This window comes from Lichenibacterium minor (assembly GCF_004137685.1).
Taxonomy (GTDB): Bacteria; Pseudomonadota; Alphaproteobacteria; order Rhizobiales; family Beijerinckiaceae; genus Lichenihabitans; species Lichenihabitans minor.
Genome location: NZ_QYBB01000033.1, coordinates 33,431 through 47,492, shown reverse-complemented (window position 1 = coordinate 47,492; position 14,062 = coordinate 33,431). Strand labels below are relative to the sequence as shown.

Genomic DNA, 14,062 nt, shown 5'->3' with positions numbered 1-14,062 from the left:
CGCGGGGTGGAGCAGCCCGGTAGCTCGTCAGGCTCATAACCTGAAGGCCGCAGGTTCAAATCCTGCCCCCGCAACCAGTCATCATCCGCCACATCCCGAAAGCCCCGAGGCCAACACCTCGGGGCTTTCGCGCGTCAAGGCGACCGTCGAGCGCCGACGGGAGGCGTCCCGCTGCGCGAGGCCGTCGGCAGGGCAGGGGTGTTCACGAGGGGATGCGGCGACGGGCGAATGCCGTTTCCGGGATCGGGGGTCTTAACGGAAATGAACGCAGATCGCCGGCATCGCCACAAAGGGCCGTGAAGGCGGATCGGGCAGGGTCTCGACGTGGCCGATGGGCGGCCGGCGAGGGGCGGGCGGATGTTCGATGGATCATGGCTGGTCGCCGCTGGCTCCCTCGCCGTCGCGGGCGTCGCAGTCGCCGACCGCTTCCGCGTGAAGCGGCGGGCCGCCCGGATCGCCCCTCCACGCGCGACGTCCGTCGGCGAAGCCTCGGACATGCGCGATGCCCTCGCGGCGCGGGAGCGGGCCGAAGCCGCCAATGAGGCGAAGTCGCGCTTTCTCGCCACCGTCAGCCACGAGGTGCGCACGCCCCTCAACGGCATCCTCGGCATCGCCGAACTCCTCGCCGACACGCCCCTCGACCGCGAACAGCTCGCCTATGTCGAGGCCGTGCGGACGTCGGGTTCCGCCCTCGCCACGCTGGTCGACGAGATCCTCGATTTCTCGCGCATCGAGGCGGGCAAACTCGAACTCGGGTCCGAACCCTTCGACCTCGCCGCCCTTGTCGAGGGTGTGATCGAGCTTCTGGCGCCCCGCGCGCAGGACAAGGGGCTCGAGATCGCCGCCTTCGTGTCCCCCGACCTGCCGCGCATCCTGGTGGGCGACGCGGTCCGGCTGCGGCAGGTCCTGACCAACCTCGCCGGCAATGCGGTGAAGTTCACCCGCAAGGGCGGCGTCGGGCTCGCCGTCGAACCCGCCGGGGAGGGCCGCCTCCGCTTCTCGGTGAACGACACCGGGCCCGGCGTGCGGCCCGACCGCCGGGACGCCATCTTCGACGAGTTCGAACAGGCCGACGGCACGACGACGCGCCAGCACGGCGGGACGGGGCTCGGGCTCGCCATCTCGCGCCGCATCGTCGAGCTCATGGGCGGACAGCTCACGCTGGCGGACCGTGTCGGCGGCGGTTCTGTCTTCGCCTTCGAAGCGCCGTTGGTCGCCGGCGTGGCGACGCCGACCCCGTTCGAGCCCGTCATGGACGGCCAAACGGTGCTGATCGCCGCCGCGTCGATCTTCCAAGCCCCCTACCTCGCCGCACAGCTCGACCGCTACGGCGCCAACGTGGCGTTGGCCGACCGGGTCGACAGGGCTTTGGCCTGGTTGCGTGGCAGCAACGTCCCCGACGTGCTCGTCGTCGACTGCAGCCTGGGCGAGACGGCCGCCGAGCTCCTGGCCGACGCCGCGCGGCAGGCCGGCGTCAAACGGTCCTTCCTCCTGTTCTCTCCCTTCGAGCGGCGAGCCTTCGGCCAGAAGCTGGTGGCGGGCTACGAGGGCTGGCTGGTGAAGCCCGTGCGGGCCGCTTCCCTGGCGGGCCGCCTCGGGGGCATGCCGACGCCGGACCTCCGCCGTGCGGGGCGCCCGGCCGCATCGGCCGGGCCGGCGCGGCGGGGGATGCGGGTGCTGCTCGCGGAGGACAACGAGATCAACACGCTGGTGGCGATGAACTTCCTCGGCCGCCTCGGCGCGCAGGTCGTCCACGCGTCGGACGGCGGTTCCGCCCTCGCGCTGGCCACCGCCGCCATGCGGGGCGACATCCCGTCCTTCGACGCCATCGTGATGGACGTCTCCATGCCGGTGCTGGACGGGCTGGAGGTGACCCGTCGCATCCGCCAAGCCGAAGCGGCCGACGACCTGCCGGCCGTCCGCATCGTGGCGCTGACCGCCCACGCGTTCCGCGAAGACCACGCGCGCTGCCTGGCGGCCGGCATGGATGCGGTGACCACCAAGCCGCTCGAACTGGCGCGCCTCGACGCCGCGCTGAGGCGCAAAGGGGCGGTTCGGCCCGACCTGAAGGCGGTGAGCTGAAGCGCGCGGTCGAGCGCCGGGCCAACTTCGCGCCCGAAACGCCGGGATCCCGAAGCGCCGTCGGCCGTGCGGCGCGCCGCGCCCCCGACAGAGCCGCCGCCGCCCGCCGCTGCTATAAGGCGGCATGACCGAATCCCGCCCCGTCCCGAGCGCATGAGCGCCGCCTCGCTGCTCCGCCGCGCTTTCTGGCCCTGCCTGACCGCCGCGGCCTGCGTCTTCGCCCTCGGCCTCGCCGTCGATACGCTGCGCGCCGTGATCCCCGTCTGGTCGCCGTTGCCCTGGTTCGACGAATGGGCGACGGTAAACCTCCTCGACCTGTGGCAGAGCGGCGATATGAGTGCCGGCGAGGTGCTGTTCGCCCAGCACAACGAGCACCGCATCCTGGTGCCGCGCCTCGTGTTCTTCGCCGACGACCTCCTGTTCCGCGGCGGTGGCTACCTGAGCCTCGCCGCCATCTTCACCGTCCAGGCCCTGCACACGGGCCTGTTCGCCGCAGCGCTCGCCCGCTCCCGGCCCGTCCGCCCTGGCCGATGGGCCGTCGCCGCCGTGGTGATGGCGCTGATGTTCAGCCTCCGGCAGGCCGAAAACTTCTCGTCCGGGTTCCAGCTCCAGTTCGTCGCGGTCTTCGCGGGGGCGACGCTGAGCTTCATGCTGTTCGCACTGGCGGTCCGGCGGGACCGTGCCGGCGGCGGCGTCTGGATGCCGCTGTCGGCCAGCCTTGGCGCCGTCCTGCTCACCACCTTCACCATGGCGAACGGGCTCGCCGCCGGCTACGTGCTGGCGCTCCTGGCAGCGGCGGCGCGGATGAGGCCACGCGTCGTGCTGGTCTGTGCCGCCTGGGCCGTCGTGCTGACCGTGTTGTACCTGCACGGCTATGCCGTGGTCGAACACCACAGCCGACCCTCGGACAGCCTCCGCCAGCCCGGGGTGCTGCTCGCCTACGTGGCGACCTATCTCGGCAGCGTGGTCGCGACGGGCCACACCGGCACCGCGGCCGGCTTCGGCTGCCTCGGGATCGCCGGTGCCGCCTGCGCGGCGCTGCGCACCGTCCGGGCCGGCCGGAATGCCGGTCCCGCGGCGCTGGCGATGCTCGGCGTGATGCTGTTCGTCGCCGCGACGGCGGCCATCACGGGGTCGGGCCGGCTGGCGTTCGGCGTCGAGCAGGCGCTGTCGAGCCGCTACGCGACCGGCAGCGTCGCGTTCTGGGCGGCGCAGCTCACCTATTGGTGGGTCGCCTCGCCGGGCCGCCTCGGCCCCTCGCCGGCGCGGGCCGGCCCCCTCGTTCGCGCGGCGGTGGTGGCCGTCGCCGTCGTGCTGGCCGTCGCGATCGCGCGGGAGCAGGGCAGTGCCAAGCCGCAGCTCGCGGTGCAGAGCTTCGCCCAGAACGAGAGCGCCGATGCCCTGATGCTGGGCCTCGACGATCCCGCCGCCACGATGCGCGCGGCCTGGACCGACGAGGATGTCCAGCGCCTGGTGCCCAGGCTGAAGGCCGACGGGCTGTCGATCTTCGGCACGGCCGACGCCGCCGCGATCGGGCGGCCGTTGGCGGAGCGGGAGAGCATCGATCGCGCTTGCGCGGGCGAGGTTGTCGCGGCCGCGGAGCCGAGGCTCGGCGCCGGGGGCGTCCGCGTGGCGGGACGCGCCCCGCCGGGGCCGGGCCGGAGGCTCATCCGCCGCGTGCTGCTGACCGGTGCCGACGGCAACGTCGACGGCCTCGCCTCGGGGGCGGTCCCGGGCGCCGCGCGCGACGCTTGGCGGGGCTACGCGGTGGCGCCGCTCGGGGCGTCACTCACCGCCTACGGGCTGTTGGACGGCGGCCGGCTCTGCCGCATCGGCGCCGCGACTGTGACGGCGCCCGGTCAGGCCAGCCAGCCCGAGGCTGCACCGTAGATGATGAACACTCCGATGACGGCGCGGTAGACCACGAAGGGCCAGGTCGAGAACCGCTCGAGGATCTTCAACAGCAGCGCGATCGCCACGAAGGCCGAGATGGACCCGACCACCAGGCCCACCGCCAGCACCGACCAACCCTGCGCGTCGAGGTGGACCTTGTGGAGCTCGTAGAGCTCCTTCAGCCCCGCCAGCGCAATGGCGGGGATGCCGAGGAGGAAGGAGAAGCGCGCCGCTTCTTCGCGTTTCAGGTCGAGGAACAGCGCGCCGGTCAGCGTCGATCCGGACCGCGACACGCCCGGGATGAGCGCCCCGACCTGGGCGATGCCGACCACCATCGCGTCGAGCAGCGTCATCTCTCCCAGCACGCGGCGATGGCGACAGTAGAGTTCGGCGATGGCGAGCAGCGCCGCCATGACGATGCAGGACACGCCGACGACCTGCAGACCGCGCAGCGGCGAGCCGCAGGCGTTGAGGCGCGACGACAGGAGCAGGCCGGCCACCGCGATCGGCACGGTGGCGAGCGCGACCCACACGGCGAAGCGGAAGTCCCAGGCGCCGAAGCGCCCCGACAGGGCGGCCCGGATGGCGCCGCCGCCGATGCCCGACACGTCGCGCCAGAAATACGAGATGACGGCCGCCAGCGCGGCGAGCTGCATGGCGGCCGAGAAGGCCGAGCCGGGATCCTGCCAGCCGAGCAGCGCCGGGACGATGCGCATATGCGCCGTCGACGAGATCGGCATCAGTTCAGTCAAGCCCTGGATCACCCCCAGGAAGGCGACCTTCGCGTAGCCCAGCGACACGAACCCCGTGTCGACCCCATCAGTGCAGCCGCCCGCCATATCCATCCTCGACGCTCAACGCTCGCGCCGGGCGCGAGCCCGACGGATCGCACAAGATCATGACAATGCTGAGGATGGCTTTAACGAATCGGAGATTTCCGGGCGGTCAGCGCCGGAGCGCCCCGTTGCGGCGCAGGCTTTCGCGCAGCTTCTCCAGCGGCGGCGCGTACAGGAAGCCGAACGATACCGTGCCGTCGCGCCCTTCCACGGCGTGGTGCATCTTGTGGGCCTGGTAGAGACGCTTCAGGTAGCCACGGCGCGGGACGTGGCGGAAAGGCCACCGCTGGTGCACCAGCCCGTCGTGCACCATGAAATACAGCACGCCGTAGGCGGCGAGGCCGATCGAGATCCAGAACAGGGCCGGCACCCAGTGGCCCGCGATCATCAGCGCGATGGCCAGAGCGGCGAAGACGACGGCGTAAAGGTCGTTCTCCTCCAGGAGGTCGTCGTGTGCCTCATGGTGGGACCGGTGCCAGCCCCACCCGAAGCCGTGCATGACGTAGCGATGGATCACCACGGCGGCGATCTCCGTTCCCGCCACGGTGGCGAGGACGATGAGGAGGGGTGCCACGGCGCCCGACACGCTCAAGCCCCCGCGCCGGGAAGGGCATTCCGCCGCCGCGACGGCAAGCGCCACCACGGCACCGACGGGTTGTCGTGGTGTTCGTGGTGATAGCCGAAGTGGAAGCAGGTCAGCAGCGACAGGGTCCAGGAGAAATCGTTCGAACGGGCCCGGTGCTGGTCGCCGAACTCCTCGGCCTCCTCGGCGCGATGCGGCAGGTAGGTGCCGAAGTAGAAGAGCTGGAACGCCGACAGGATGGCGGGCAGGGCCCAGAACAGCAAGAGCCTTTCCAGGGGGACGTGGAACAGGAACACGTAGGCGGCGGATGCGGCCATCAGCCGAGCGATCTGGCCGACCGACAGGTATTCCGCGAAGAACCGCCCGAACCAGCGCAGGAAGGGGACATGCCCGTCGCCGGCGAAATCCGGGTCCTCGTCGGTGCCCGGCGCCCGGTGATGCGCGAAGTGGCGCGCCACCAACGCATCGTACCAGATGCCGGCGTAGAGCATCAGGACGACGCGGCCGACCGCGCGGTTGATCCCGGGCCGGAAGGGCGCGAGCGAGCCGTGCATGGCGTCGTGCGCGACGATGAACAGGCCGACGGACAGCCAGCACTGGACGGCGACCAGCAGCGGCGCCATCAGCAGCGCGGCACGCCAGGGCAGCAGGAAGACGTCGAGGACGTGCAGGGCGAGCCAGCCCGCCAGCACGGAGGCGGCGAGCGCCAGCCCGATGGCGGCCTGACGGGAATAGCGGTCCGTGGAGCGGACCGGCGCGGCGGTGGTGGACATGGGGGATCCCGGCTCAGCAGAGGCGCGTCTGGGCGAAGGTCACCATGATGTAATCCCGGAGCGGCGTGCCGCCAGTCCCCCGTGCCGGAAGCAACTTCAGGGCTTCGGCGAGATGGTGGCCGAAGCGCTCCCGGGCCCGCTCGGCGCCGAGCAGGGACACCACGGTGGGCTTGTTCGCGTCCTTGAGCAGGTCCTTCGATTGGGGACCCGTGGCGAGCGACACGTCGAACAGGTCGTCGGCGATCTGGTAGGCGAGCCCGAGATGGGCTGCGACCTGCCGCAGCTCGTCGATGGAGCGGTCGGCGGCGCCGGCCACGCGGGCGCCGATCTCAAGCGCCGCTTCGAACAACACGCTGGTCTTCTGGTGATTCAGCGACTCGAGCCGCGCCACGGTCGAGGTGGCGCCGCGGTCCTGGAGGTCGTTCTCCTGCCCGGTCACCAGCCCGTCGAAGCCGATGGCGGCCGACAAGCGCTCGACCAGCGCCAAACGCGTCTCGCAGGGGAGGCGGCCCGCGCGCGTCACGGTGGCGAAAGCCTGGTTCAGCAGCGCCACCGCGGCCAGGATGGCGGTGCTTTCCCCGTATTGCACGTGGACCGTGGGCTGCCCGCGGCGGAGCCGCGCATCGTCCATCGAGGGCAGGTCGTCGAGCACCAGGGACGCGGTGTGGACCATCTCGGTGGCGCAGGCCACGTCGAGCGCGTCGCCGACCGCGGCCCCGAAGTCGACGGCGGCGAGCAGGGTCAGCAGGGGCCGGATGCGCTTGCCGGGCGCCAGCAGCGCGTAGCGCACCGCCTCGTTGACCCGCTGCGGGCCGCGGTGCCCCACCGGCACCAGGGTGTCGAGCCGCGCGTTGACGGCGGAGCGGAGGTCCTCGACCAGGGTCGGTTGTGCATAAAGGACTTGCATGCGCGGCGCCGAACCTGCCTTTCCGGGTGAACACCCGGGCCTGCGACGGGACCTCGCCGAAGAAAGCACCCCGAGTCCCTCACCCCGACGTTTCGCGACGTCCGGCCGGTGAAGCGCTTCCTTCCGCGGGGGCCCTGCAAGCCCAGAACACCATATTCCGATGCCTCGGAGCGAAAAGATAGCACAGACAGTCCCTTCCGCACCGCGCTCTTTGCGCGCGGCCGGCGCCGCTGCCCTGCCCTGGATCGAGGTGGCCAGGGGCGCGCCCTATTTCGTCGAGGAGGGCGGGGCCGACTGGCACCCGATCGGCCAGAACGACGCGATCAGCTGGGTCGAGCTCGACCCCCTGTTCCGCCGTCGCGACGTCGCGGCGGTCGACCGCCACCTCGCCATGTTGAAGGCGCACGGCGTCACGGTGCTGCGGCTGATGATGGAATATGCCCAGGTCCGCCATCGCTACATGGAGCGGCCGGCGGGCACGTTCCCGCCCAACATGGTGCAGCTCTGGGACGACCTGTTCGCGCTGTGCGAAAACCACGGGCTGCGCATCCTGCTGACGCCCTACGACACGTTCTGGATGTGGCTGCATTTCCGCCACCATCCCTATGCCGCCGCACGGGGCGGTCCGCTTCCGCATCCGTCGCAGGCCCTGACCGACCCCGCCATGCGGGCTGCCATCAAGGCGCGGCTGTCCTTCGCGACGGCGCGCTGGGGCGGCTCGGGCGCGTTGTTCGCCTGGGACGTCTGGAACGAGATCCATCCCGCCCAGGGCGGAGATTCGGCCGACGCCTTCGACGAGTTCATCGCCGACATCGGGGGGCATCTCCGGGCCGAGGAGATGCGGCTCCACGGCCGCTCCCATCCGCAAACGGTGTCGATCTTCGGGCCCGAACTCGTGTGGCGCCCGCACCTCGCCATGGAGGGCGCCATCTTCCGGCACCCGGCGCTCGATGCCGCGACGGTCCACATCTACGAGCAGGGCACGATCGACGACCCCCGCGACACCGTGGGCGCCGCGCTCGGCATGGGGCGGATCGTGCGCGAGTGCATCGGCGAGATCGCCGACCGACGGCCTTTCTTCGACAGCGAGCACGGGCCCATCCACGCCTTCAAGGACAAGCACCGCAAGATCCCGGAAGACTTCGACGACGAATATTTCCGCCACATGCAGTGGGCGCATCTCGCGGCCGGCGGCGCAGGGGGCGGCATGCGCTGGCCGAATCGCAAGCCTCACGTCCTTACGGCCGGCATGCGGCGCGCCCAGCGCGGGCTCGCCGCCTTCGTGCCGTCGATCGACTGGGCGCGGTTCGACCGGCGCAGCGTGGGGCCGGAGATCGTCGTCACCGACGCCGAAGGTAGCACCGTCGGCGAGGACAGGATGGCCCGCTTCGCCTGCGCATCGCGGGACCAGGCGGTCGTCTACCTGCTGGGGCGGGACAGGCTCGACGCGCGAGGCATGCTGCGCCGGGACGGTCCACCGTTCCGATTGGCGGTCTCGGTGCCGGGCCTGGACGCGGGCCGTTATCGCGTCTCCTGCTGGGACACCGTGGCGGGTCGCAACGTTGCGCCCCCGACGGAGCAGGACGGGGCCACGCCCTTCGTCCTCCCGGCCTTCGACGGCGATGCCGCCGTCGCCATCCGACGCTGCGGCGACTAGGTCCGTCGCCGCTCGCCCTCGCCGCTCAGTTCACCGCGCCCTTGGTCGGCTCGGGGTTGCGGTCGGCCGGTCCGGCGGCGCGGTGCGAGGAGCTGTGCGACTGCATCTTTTCCAGCCTCTTGGCCTCCTGGACCTCGTCGCTATGGGCGGTGGGCGCCCTCCGGGTGTTGTGGGTCGATCCCCTCGCGTCGTGAACATGCGCCATGACTGCCTCCCGTCTCCTCGAGACGGGTGGAGGCTCGGCCCGCTCCGTGGCGGATGTTGGGCGGCGCGGACGCGCGTCCGGCGGTTTCGACGTTGTTTCAGGCCGTCCGGGCCCCATCTGCCGTCCGACCGTCCGACTCATCGAGGCCTACCCATGCTGCTCAGGTTCCCCACCCCGCATGCCGCCGACGTTTCCACCTGGATCAACCCCGAGCAGGTGGCGGGCGTCCACACGCAGACGCCCGACGTCACCACCATCTACCTCGTCGGCGGATTCGAGCAGCGCGTGGCGGGCCGCTCCGAGGACGTCGCGCGCGCGATCGACGAGGCGCAACGGGCGCTGCGGGCGCCGTCCGTTCGGGATTGACGGGGATCAGCGGGGGCGCCGGCGGACGATCGCCGCGCCCCACAGCGCGAAGACGTGGCAGCCTGCGAGGAGCGCCAGCCCGCCGAGGGCCAGTTGCCACCAGGTCGTCAGCGGTCCGACGCCGTAGAAACACAGCCAGAACCAGCCCAGCCCCAGGAGGATGACGGAGCTCCTCATCGATGCACCTCTTCCGGCGTCGCGCTGCCCGAGTCTGGGCGCCGCATCGGGGGCGGGCAACCGCAATCTCGGGCGGTCGACGGCGCAGCCCGCGGTCAGCCCGCGCGGACTTCGGCGGGTCCTGCGGTGCGCAGCGTCGCGCCGGCAGTCCCGCCGCCGTGCGCGTCGAATACGGGACCGAGGTGGCGGCGGGCGGCCGCCAGCGCGGCGAAGGCCGACCGCGCGTCGAGCCCGGTGCGGACCAGTGCCGGAAGCTGCCGCGGCCGGCGCGCGAGGGCTCGCAGCACGGCACCGACATCGGCGCTGCCATCGGGCCGCATGCCAACGAGGGCGGCCGGCGGCAGCGTCCGCTCGGCCGGGTCGGCGACGATGCGCAGGGCCGCGAAGGGCAGGCCGCGCCGCGCCGCCAGCCGCGCCGCGACGTGGGATTCCATGTCGGCCGCCGCGGCTCCGGTGCGCCGCCACAGCGCGGCCTTGTCGCCGCGCCCCACCACCGCGTCGTCGACGCCGACGAGGTCGCGGAGCCGGGCGTCGGGCAGCAGCGCGGCGAGGCGCTCGACCCATGCGGGGTCCGCCGGGGTGCGGGCGTCGCCGTCGTGGATCGCCCGGGCGATCAGGGCGGTGCCGGGCGCCAGCGCGGGCTCGAGCCCGCCCGCGATGCCGAAGCTGACCACCGCGCGGGCGCCCCGCGCGAGCGCCGCCTCCATCAGCAGCGCGAGCCGGGCCGCGTCGCCGCCCCCCGCCACGGTCGCGACGCCGGGGCCCGCCGCGATGCGGGCTTCGGCGGCGAGGCCGGTGACGACCAGGACCGGCGGCGCGCCGGTCACATGCCCACCATGACGGTGCGGGAGTTCGAGTGCTTCAGGTTGCGATAGCGGGCCAGCGCCCACAGGGGGAAGAACTTCGGGTAGCCGTGGTAGCGGAGGTAGAACACGCGCGGGAAGCCGGTGCCGGTGAACAGCTCCTCGGGCCAGAACCCGTCCGCCGTCTGCGTCGACCTCAGGTAGGCGACGCCGCGCTCGACGGCGGGGTGGTCGACCTCCCCGGCGGCCATCAGGCCGATGACCGCCCAGGCGGTCTGCGACGCGGTGCTGGGCGCGGGGTTGTAGCCCTTGTAGTCGAGGTCGTAGCCCTTGTCGTCCTCGCCCCAGCCGCCGTCGGCGTTCTGGATGGACGCGAGCCAGGCCACGGCGCGCCGCACCTGCGGAGCGTCCGAGGGGAAGCCGGCGGCGTTGAGCGCGCAGAGCACGGACCACGTCCCGTAGACGTAGTTGAAGCCCCAGCGGCCGTACCAGCCGCCCTCGGGGTGCTGTTCGGCGAGGAGGAAGTCGATGCCGCGCTTCATCGCCGGGCTCGCGGCCGGCGTTTCGCCGAGCTGCGCCAGCATGGACACCACCCGGGCCGTCACGTCGGAGGTCGGCGGGTCGAGCAGGGCGCCGTGGTCGGCGAAGGGGATGTAGTTGAGGTAGGTCGAGGTGTTGTCGGCGTCGAAGGCCGCCCAGCCGCCGTCCTTGGATTGAAGGCCGACCACCCATTCGCGGGCGCGGGCGATGGACTCGTCGAACCCCGCGTCGCCGGACTGGCCGCGCGCGCGGTCCATCGCCATGGCGACGACGGCGGTGTCGTCGAGGTCGGGGTAGTAGTCGTTGCGATACTGGAACGCCCAGCCGCCCGGCCGCACGTCAGGCCGCTGCTCCGCCCAGTCCCCCTTCACGTCGAGCACCTGGAGCGGCTTCAGCCAGGCGAGGCCGCGGTCCGCCGCTTCGGCGTGGTCGCCGCCGGCCTCGATCAGGGCATGGGCGGACAGCGCCGTGTCCCACACGGGGGACAGGGCGGGTTGGCAGAAGGCTTCCTCGCCCTTGATGGCGAGCAGCTTGTCGACGGCCGAACGGGCCAGCACGGCATCGGGATGGTCATCCGGCACGCCGAGCACGCGGAACATCATCACCGTGTTGGCCATGGCGGGATAGATCGCGCCCAAGCCGTCCTCGCCGTTGAGGCGCGCCCGCACGAAGGCCACGGCCTTGTCGATCGCGCTTTGGCGCTTGCCCTTCGGGAAATAGGGCTCGGCCGCCTGCAGCACCTTGTCGAGCGCGCCGAAGATGATGCCCCAGCCGCCGACCTGGTTGGTGCCCTTGGGCCAGATGCGGACGCGCTCGGGCGGGGTGACGAAGAGTTCGGGGATGAGGATGCCGCGCGGGTTCACGCCCTTGGGCTTCAGCGCCATCAGCACGAGCAGCGGCACCAGCGTGTCGCGGGCCCAGTAGGAGATCCGGTAGATGTGGAACGGGAACCAGGCGGGCGCGCTCATGATCTCGATCGGCATCACCGGCACGGCCCGCCACGGCACCATGCCGAACAGCGCCAGGCTGGTCCGGGTGAACACGTTGGAATGGGCGGCGCCGCCGGCCGCCAGAATGGCGTCTCGGGCCCGGGCCATGTGGGGCGCTTCCACCGAGTCGCCGATCATGCGCAGCGCCACATAGGCCTTGACGCTGGCCGACACGTTGAGCGCGCCCCCGTGCAGCAGCGGCCACCCGCCGTGCGCCTCCTGGGTGCGGCGCAGGTAGGCGCCGATCTTTCGCTCGATGACGGGATCCGTTTCGCCGAGGAAGTGTTTCAGCATCACGTATTCGGCCGGGATCGTGGCATCGGCCTCGAGGTCGAAGGCGAAATGGCCGTCGCCGCGCTGTTCGCGGCGCAGCGCCAGGGCGGCCCGATCGATGGCGAGGTCCAGGTCGTCGATGACCGAAGCCGGGACGGCGGCGGGCTGATGGGCGGCGACGGCGGCAAGCGACATAATCGGTCTGGACTCGACGGGACAGGCGCAGAACTGCGCCGGGACGGCATTTCACGCCGCATGACGAGCGACAAGCCGAAAGCCCGGCCGCCGGGTTGAAGCGCGCCGCGCGTGTCCCAACGGTAACAACCCCCCCTGTCCCGGCTGCGGCGGTGCGGGGGCGCCTCGGCGCCGGCCGGCCCCTCGCCCGCCGGACCGTGCCGCCTCGCGCCGGGGCCGCCAGCCTGCCGCGGGCATCCGCCGCCGGCATGGCTGGTGTGCATGCAATTTAGCGGGTGGCCCGGCGCTCGTCAGGCGCGCTACGATGGGCGATCAGAATGGTCGGACGACGGTGCGCCGCCGGTCGGGGGAGGGCGCGATGGACGACAGAGCGAGCGGGAATGCCATCGCGGGTTCCGCTTCGGGCGGCCTCCCCCAGGTCCGACCCGTCATGGCGGTGCTCGGCGCCGCCGGGCTGTCCCACGGCATGAACGACCTGCTGCAAAGCCTCATCCCGGCCGTGTATCCGGTGCTGGCGCAGAAGTTCGCGCTCGATTTCGGCCAGGTCGGCCTGATCACGCTGACGTTCCAGCTCACCGCCTCGCTGCTCCAGCCCTTCGTGGGTTCCTATACGGACCGCAACCCGCAGCCCTATTCGCTGCCGCTCGGCATGTGCGTGACCTTGGCGGGGCTGGTGCTGCTGTCCGTCGCGCCGAACTTTTCCGTCATCCTGGTCGCGGCCGCAATGGTGGGCGTCGGGTCGTCGATCTTCCATCCGGAAGCGTCGCGCGTGGCGCGCCTCGCGTCGGGCGGCCGCTACGGCTTCGCCCAGTCGGTGTTCCAGGTCGGGGGCAACGGCGGCACGGCGCTCGGGCCGCTGCTGGCCGCCTTCATCGTGGTGCCGGACGGTCAGCGCAGCATCGCCTGGTTCGCCCTGGTGGCGATCGCCGCCATCCTGGTCCTGACGGGCATGAGCCGCTGGTACGCGGCCCGGCTCGGCGAAGTCCGCAAGAAGCCCGTCAAGTCCAGCGTCGAGGGCCTCCCGCGCCGCAAGGTCGTCGTCGCCGTCCTGGTGCTGATGCTGCTCGTCTTCTCGAAGTATTTCTACCTGTCGAGCCTGACCAGCTATTACACCTTCTACCTGATCGAGCGGTTCGGGCTCAGCAAGCAGGACGCGCTCGTGCACCTGTTCATCTTCCTCGGCGCGGTGGCGGTGGGCACGGCACTGGGCGGACCCGTCGGCGACCGCATCGGCCGCAAGCCCGTGATCTGGGGCTCGATCCTCGGCGTCCTGCCGTTCACGCTGCTGCTGCCCTATGCCGACCTGATGTGGACCACGGTGCTGTCCGTGGTGATCGGCGTCATCCTGGCTTCCGCCTTCTCGGCCATCCTGGTCTTCGCGCAGGAGATGATGCCGACCAAGGTGGGCATGATCTCCGGGCTGTTCTTCGGCTTCGCCTTCGGCATGGCGGGCCTTGGCGCCGCCGTGCTGGGCCTCGTGGCCGACCACGCCGGCATCGTCTACGTGTACCGCCTGTGCTCTTTCCTGCCCGTGCTCGGCCTGCTCACGTGGTTCCTGCCGAACGTCGCCGCGGCGTCGCGCTGACGCTCAGGCTTTCGGCTGGCACAGGAGGTCGCCGATCATGCACGGCCACCAGCGCGGCTGGCCGTTGGTGCGATCGAGCGCGACCTTGGGCGGCCGGTCCGGCGTCACATAGTCCGGGCCCGTCGCGCAGCCCGCGAGGGCGAAGGCCAGGGCGACGAAGGAAAGGACGCGGGATAGGGTCATGGACATGATTGTGCC

Annotated in this window: 14 protein-coding genes and 1 tRNA gene; 6 read left to right on the top strand and 9 right to left on the bottom strand. The window is 71.6% G+C overall.

All coding sequences use genetic code 11. From position 1 onward, the window contains the following. The 3 genes from D3273_RS20890 to D3273_RS20880 all read left to right on the top strand — a co-directional run bounded on the left by D3273_RS20890 (position 1) and on the right by D3273_RS20880 (position 3,972). Positions 1-77, top strand: a tRNA-Met gene (locus D3273_RS20890). Between the two features lie 280 nt (positions 78-357). Continuing rightward, a complete protein-coding gene (locus D3273_RS20885; RefSeq protein WP_129228831.1) occupies positions 358-2,082 on the top strand; it encodes an ATP-binding protein in 1,725 nt (574 codons plus the stop codon). A gap of 153 nt (positions 2,083-2,235) precedes the next feature. Next, positions 2,236-3,972: a hypothetical protein gene (locus D3273_RS20880; protein ID WP_129228830.1), complete on the top strand. Its 1,737-nt coding sequence runs from the start codon at positions 2,236-2,238 to the stop codon at positions 3,970-3,972. Here D3273_RS20880 and uppP read toward each other — a convergent pair. The 4 genes from uppP to D3273_RS20860 form a co-directional block, all read right to left on the bottom strand. Beyond that, positions 3,942-4,814: an undecaprenyl-diphosphatase UppP gene (gene uppP, locus D3273_RS20875; protein ID WP_129228833.1), complete on the bottom strand. Its 873-nt coding sequence runs from the start codon at positions 4,812-4,814 to the stop codon at positions 3,942-3,944. The two genes, D3273_RS20880 and uppP, sit on opposite strands and share 31 nt — an antisense overlap. Before the next feature lie 106 nt (positions 4,815-4,920). Beyond that, positions 4,921-5,385 carry a sterol desaturase family protein gene (locus D3273_RS20870; protein WP_129228829.1) on the bottom strand — a complete coding sequence of 155 codons (465 nt, stop codon included), beginning with the start codon at positions 5,383-5,385 and terminating at the stop codon, positions 4,921-4,923. Positions 5,386-5,399: 14 nt separating this feature from the next. Beyond that, positions 5,400-6,167 carry a fatty acid desaturase gene (locus D3273_RS20865; RefSeq protein ID WP_129228828.1) on the bottom strand — a complete coding sequence of 256 codons (768 nt, stop codon included), beginning with the start codon at positions 6,165-6,167 and terminating at the stop codon, positions 5,400-5,402. Between the two features lie 13 nt (positions 6,168-6,180). Further along, the gene (locus tag D3273_RS20860; protein WP_129228827.1) at positions 6,181-7,074 is read right to left on the bottom strand and encodes a polyprenyl synthetase family protein; all 894 of its coding nucleotides are present in this window, start codon (positions 7,072-7,074) and stop codon (positions 6,181-6,183) included. Positions 7,075-7,285: 211 nt separating this feature from the next. Here D3273_RS20860 and D3273_RS20855 point away from each other — a divergent pair, with 211 nt between their 5' ends. After that, complete coding sequence (locus D3273_RS20855) at positions 7,286-8,731, top strand: glycoside hydrolase 5 family protein (RefSeq protein ID WP_129228826.1); 1,446 nt, start codon at positions 7,286-7,288, stop codon at positions 8,729-8,731. A 25-nt stretch (positions 8,732-8,756) separates the two neighbouring features. Here D3273_RS20855 and D3273_RS20850 read toward each other — a convergent pair whose 3' ends face one another. Further along, positions 8,757-8,936: a hypothetical protein gene (locus D3273_RS20850; RefSeq protein ID WP_129228825.1), complete on the bottom strand. Its 180-nt coding sequence runs from the start codon at positions 8,934-8,936 to the stop codon at positions 8,757-8,759. 153 nt (positions 8,937-9,089) lie between these two features. Here D3273_RS20850 and D3273_RS20845 point away from each other — a divergent pair, with 153 nt between their 5' ends. Continuing rightward, a complete protein-coding gene (locus D3273_RS20845) occupies positions 9,090-9,302 on the top strand; it encodes a hypothetical protein (RefSeq protein WP_129228824.1) in 213 nt (70 codons plus the stop codon). 6 nt (positions 9,303-9,308) lie between these two features. On the opposite strand, the gene D3273_RS28400 is transcribed toward D3273_RS20845, so the two are convergent. The 3 genes from D3273_RS28400 to shc all read right to left on the bottom strand — a co-directional run bounded on the left by D3273_RS28400 (position 9,309) and on the right by shc (position 12,279). After that, positions 9,309-9,479, bottom strand: a complete 171-nt coding sequence (locus D3273_RS28400) for a hypothetical protein (protein ID WP_165359597.1) — start codon at positions 9,477-9,479, stop codon at positions 9,309-9,311. 95 nt (positions 9,480-9,574) lie between these two features. Next, complete coding sequence (locus D3273_RS20840) at positions 9,575-10,306, bottom strand: phosphorylase (protein ID WP_129228823.1); 732 nt, start codon at positions 10,304-10,306, stop codon at positions 9,575-9,577. Beyond that, entirely contained in the window at positions 10,303-12,279 is a 1,977-nt protein-coding gene (shc, locus tag D3273_RS20835; RefSeq protein WP_129228822.1) for a squalene--hopene cyclase, read from the bottom strand. The genes D3273_RS20840 and shc overlap by 4 nt, the downstream gene beginning before the upstream one ends. 358 nt (positions 12,280-12,637) lie before the next feature. Between shc and D3273_RS20830 the strand changes: the two genes are divergently transcribed. After that, positions 12,638-13,864, top strand: coding sequence for an MFS transporter (locus tag D3273_RS20830; protein WP_129228821.1), 1,227 nt, complete (start codon positions 12,638-12,640; stop codon positions 13,862-13,864). A 3-nt stretch (positions 13,865-13,867) separates the two neighbouring features. Here the strand turns inward: D3273_RS20830 and D3273_RS20825 are convergent, their stop codons facing one another. Further along, the gene (locus tag D3273_RS20825) at positions 13,868-14,047 is read right to left on the bottom strand and encodes a hypothetical protein (RefSeq protein ID WP_129228820.1); all 180 of its coding nucleotides are present in this window, start codon (positions 14,045-14,047) and stop codon (positions 13,868-13,870) included. Between the last annotated feature and the right edge of the window lie 15 nt (positions 14,048-14,062).

Coding starts and splice junctions, on each gene's coding strand:
- D3273_RS20885 (WP_129228831.1), top strand. CDS start 358: ATGTTCGATGGATCATGGCTGGTCGCCGCTGGCTCCCTCGCCGTCGCG.
- D3273_RS20880 (WP_129228830.1), top strand. CDS start 2,236: ATGAGCGCCGCCTCGCTGCTCCGCCGCGCTTTCTGGCCCTGCCTGACC.
- uppP (WP_129228833.1), bottom strand. CDS start 4,814: ATGGCGGGCGGCTGCACTGATGGGGTCGACACGGGGTTCGTGTCGCTG.
- D3273_RS20865 (WP_129228828.1), bottom strand. CDS start 6,167: ATGTCCACCACCGCCGCGCCGGTCCGCTCCACGGACCGCTATTCCCGT.
- D3273_RS20860 (WP_129228827.1), bottom strand. CDS start 7,074: ATGCAAGTCCTTTATGCACAACCGACCCTGGTCGAGGACCTCCGCTCC.
- D3273_RS20850 (WP_129228825.1), bottom strand. CDS start 8,936: ATGGCGCATGTTCACGACGCGAGGGGATCGACCCACAACACCCGGAGG.
- D3273_RS20845 (WP_129228824.1), top strand. CDS start 9,090: ATGCTGCTCAGGTTCCCCACCCCGCATGCCGCCGACGTTTCCACCTGG.
- D3273_RS28400 (WP_165359597.1), bottom strand. CDS start 9,479: ATGAGGAGCTCCGTCATCCTCCTGGGGCTGGGCTGGTTCTGGCTGTGT.
- shc (WP_129228822.1), bottom strand. CDS start 12,279: ATGTCGCTTGCCGCCGTCGCCGCCCATCAGCCCGCCGCCGTCCCGGCT.
- D3273_RS20830 (WP_129228821.1), top strand. CDS start 12,638: ATGGACGACAGAGCGAGCGGGAATGCCATCGCGGGTTCCGCTTCGGGC.
- D3273_RS20825 (WP_129228820.1), bottom strand. CDS start 14,047: ATGACCCTATCCCGCGTCCTTTCCTTCGTCGCCCTGGCCTTCGCCCTC.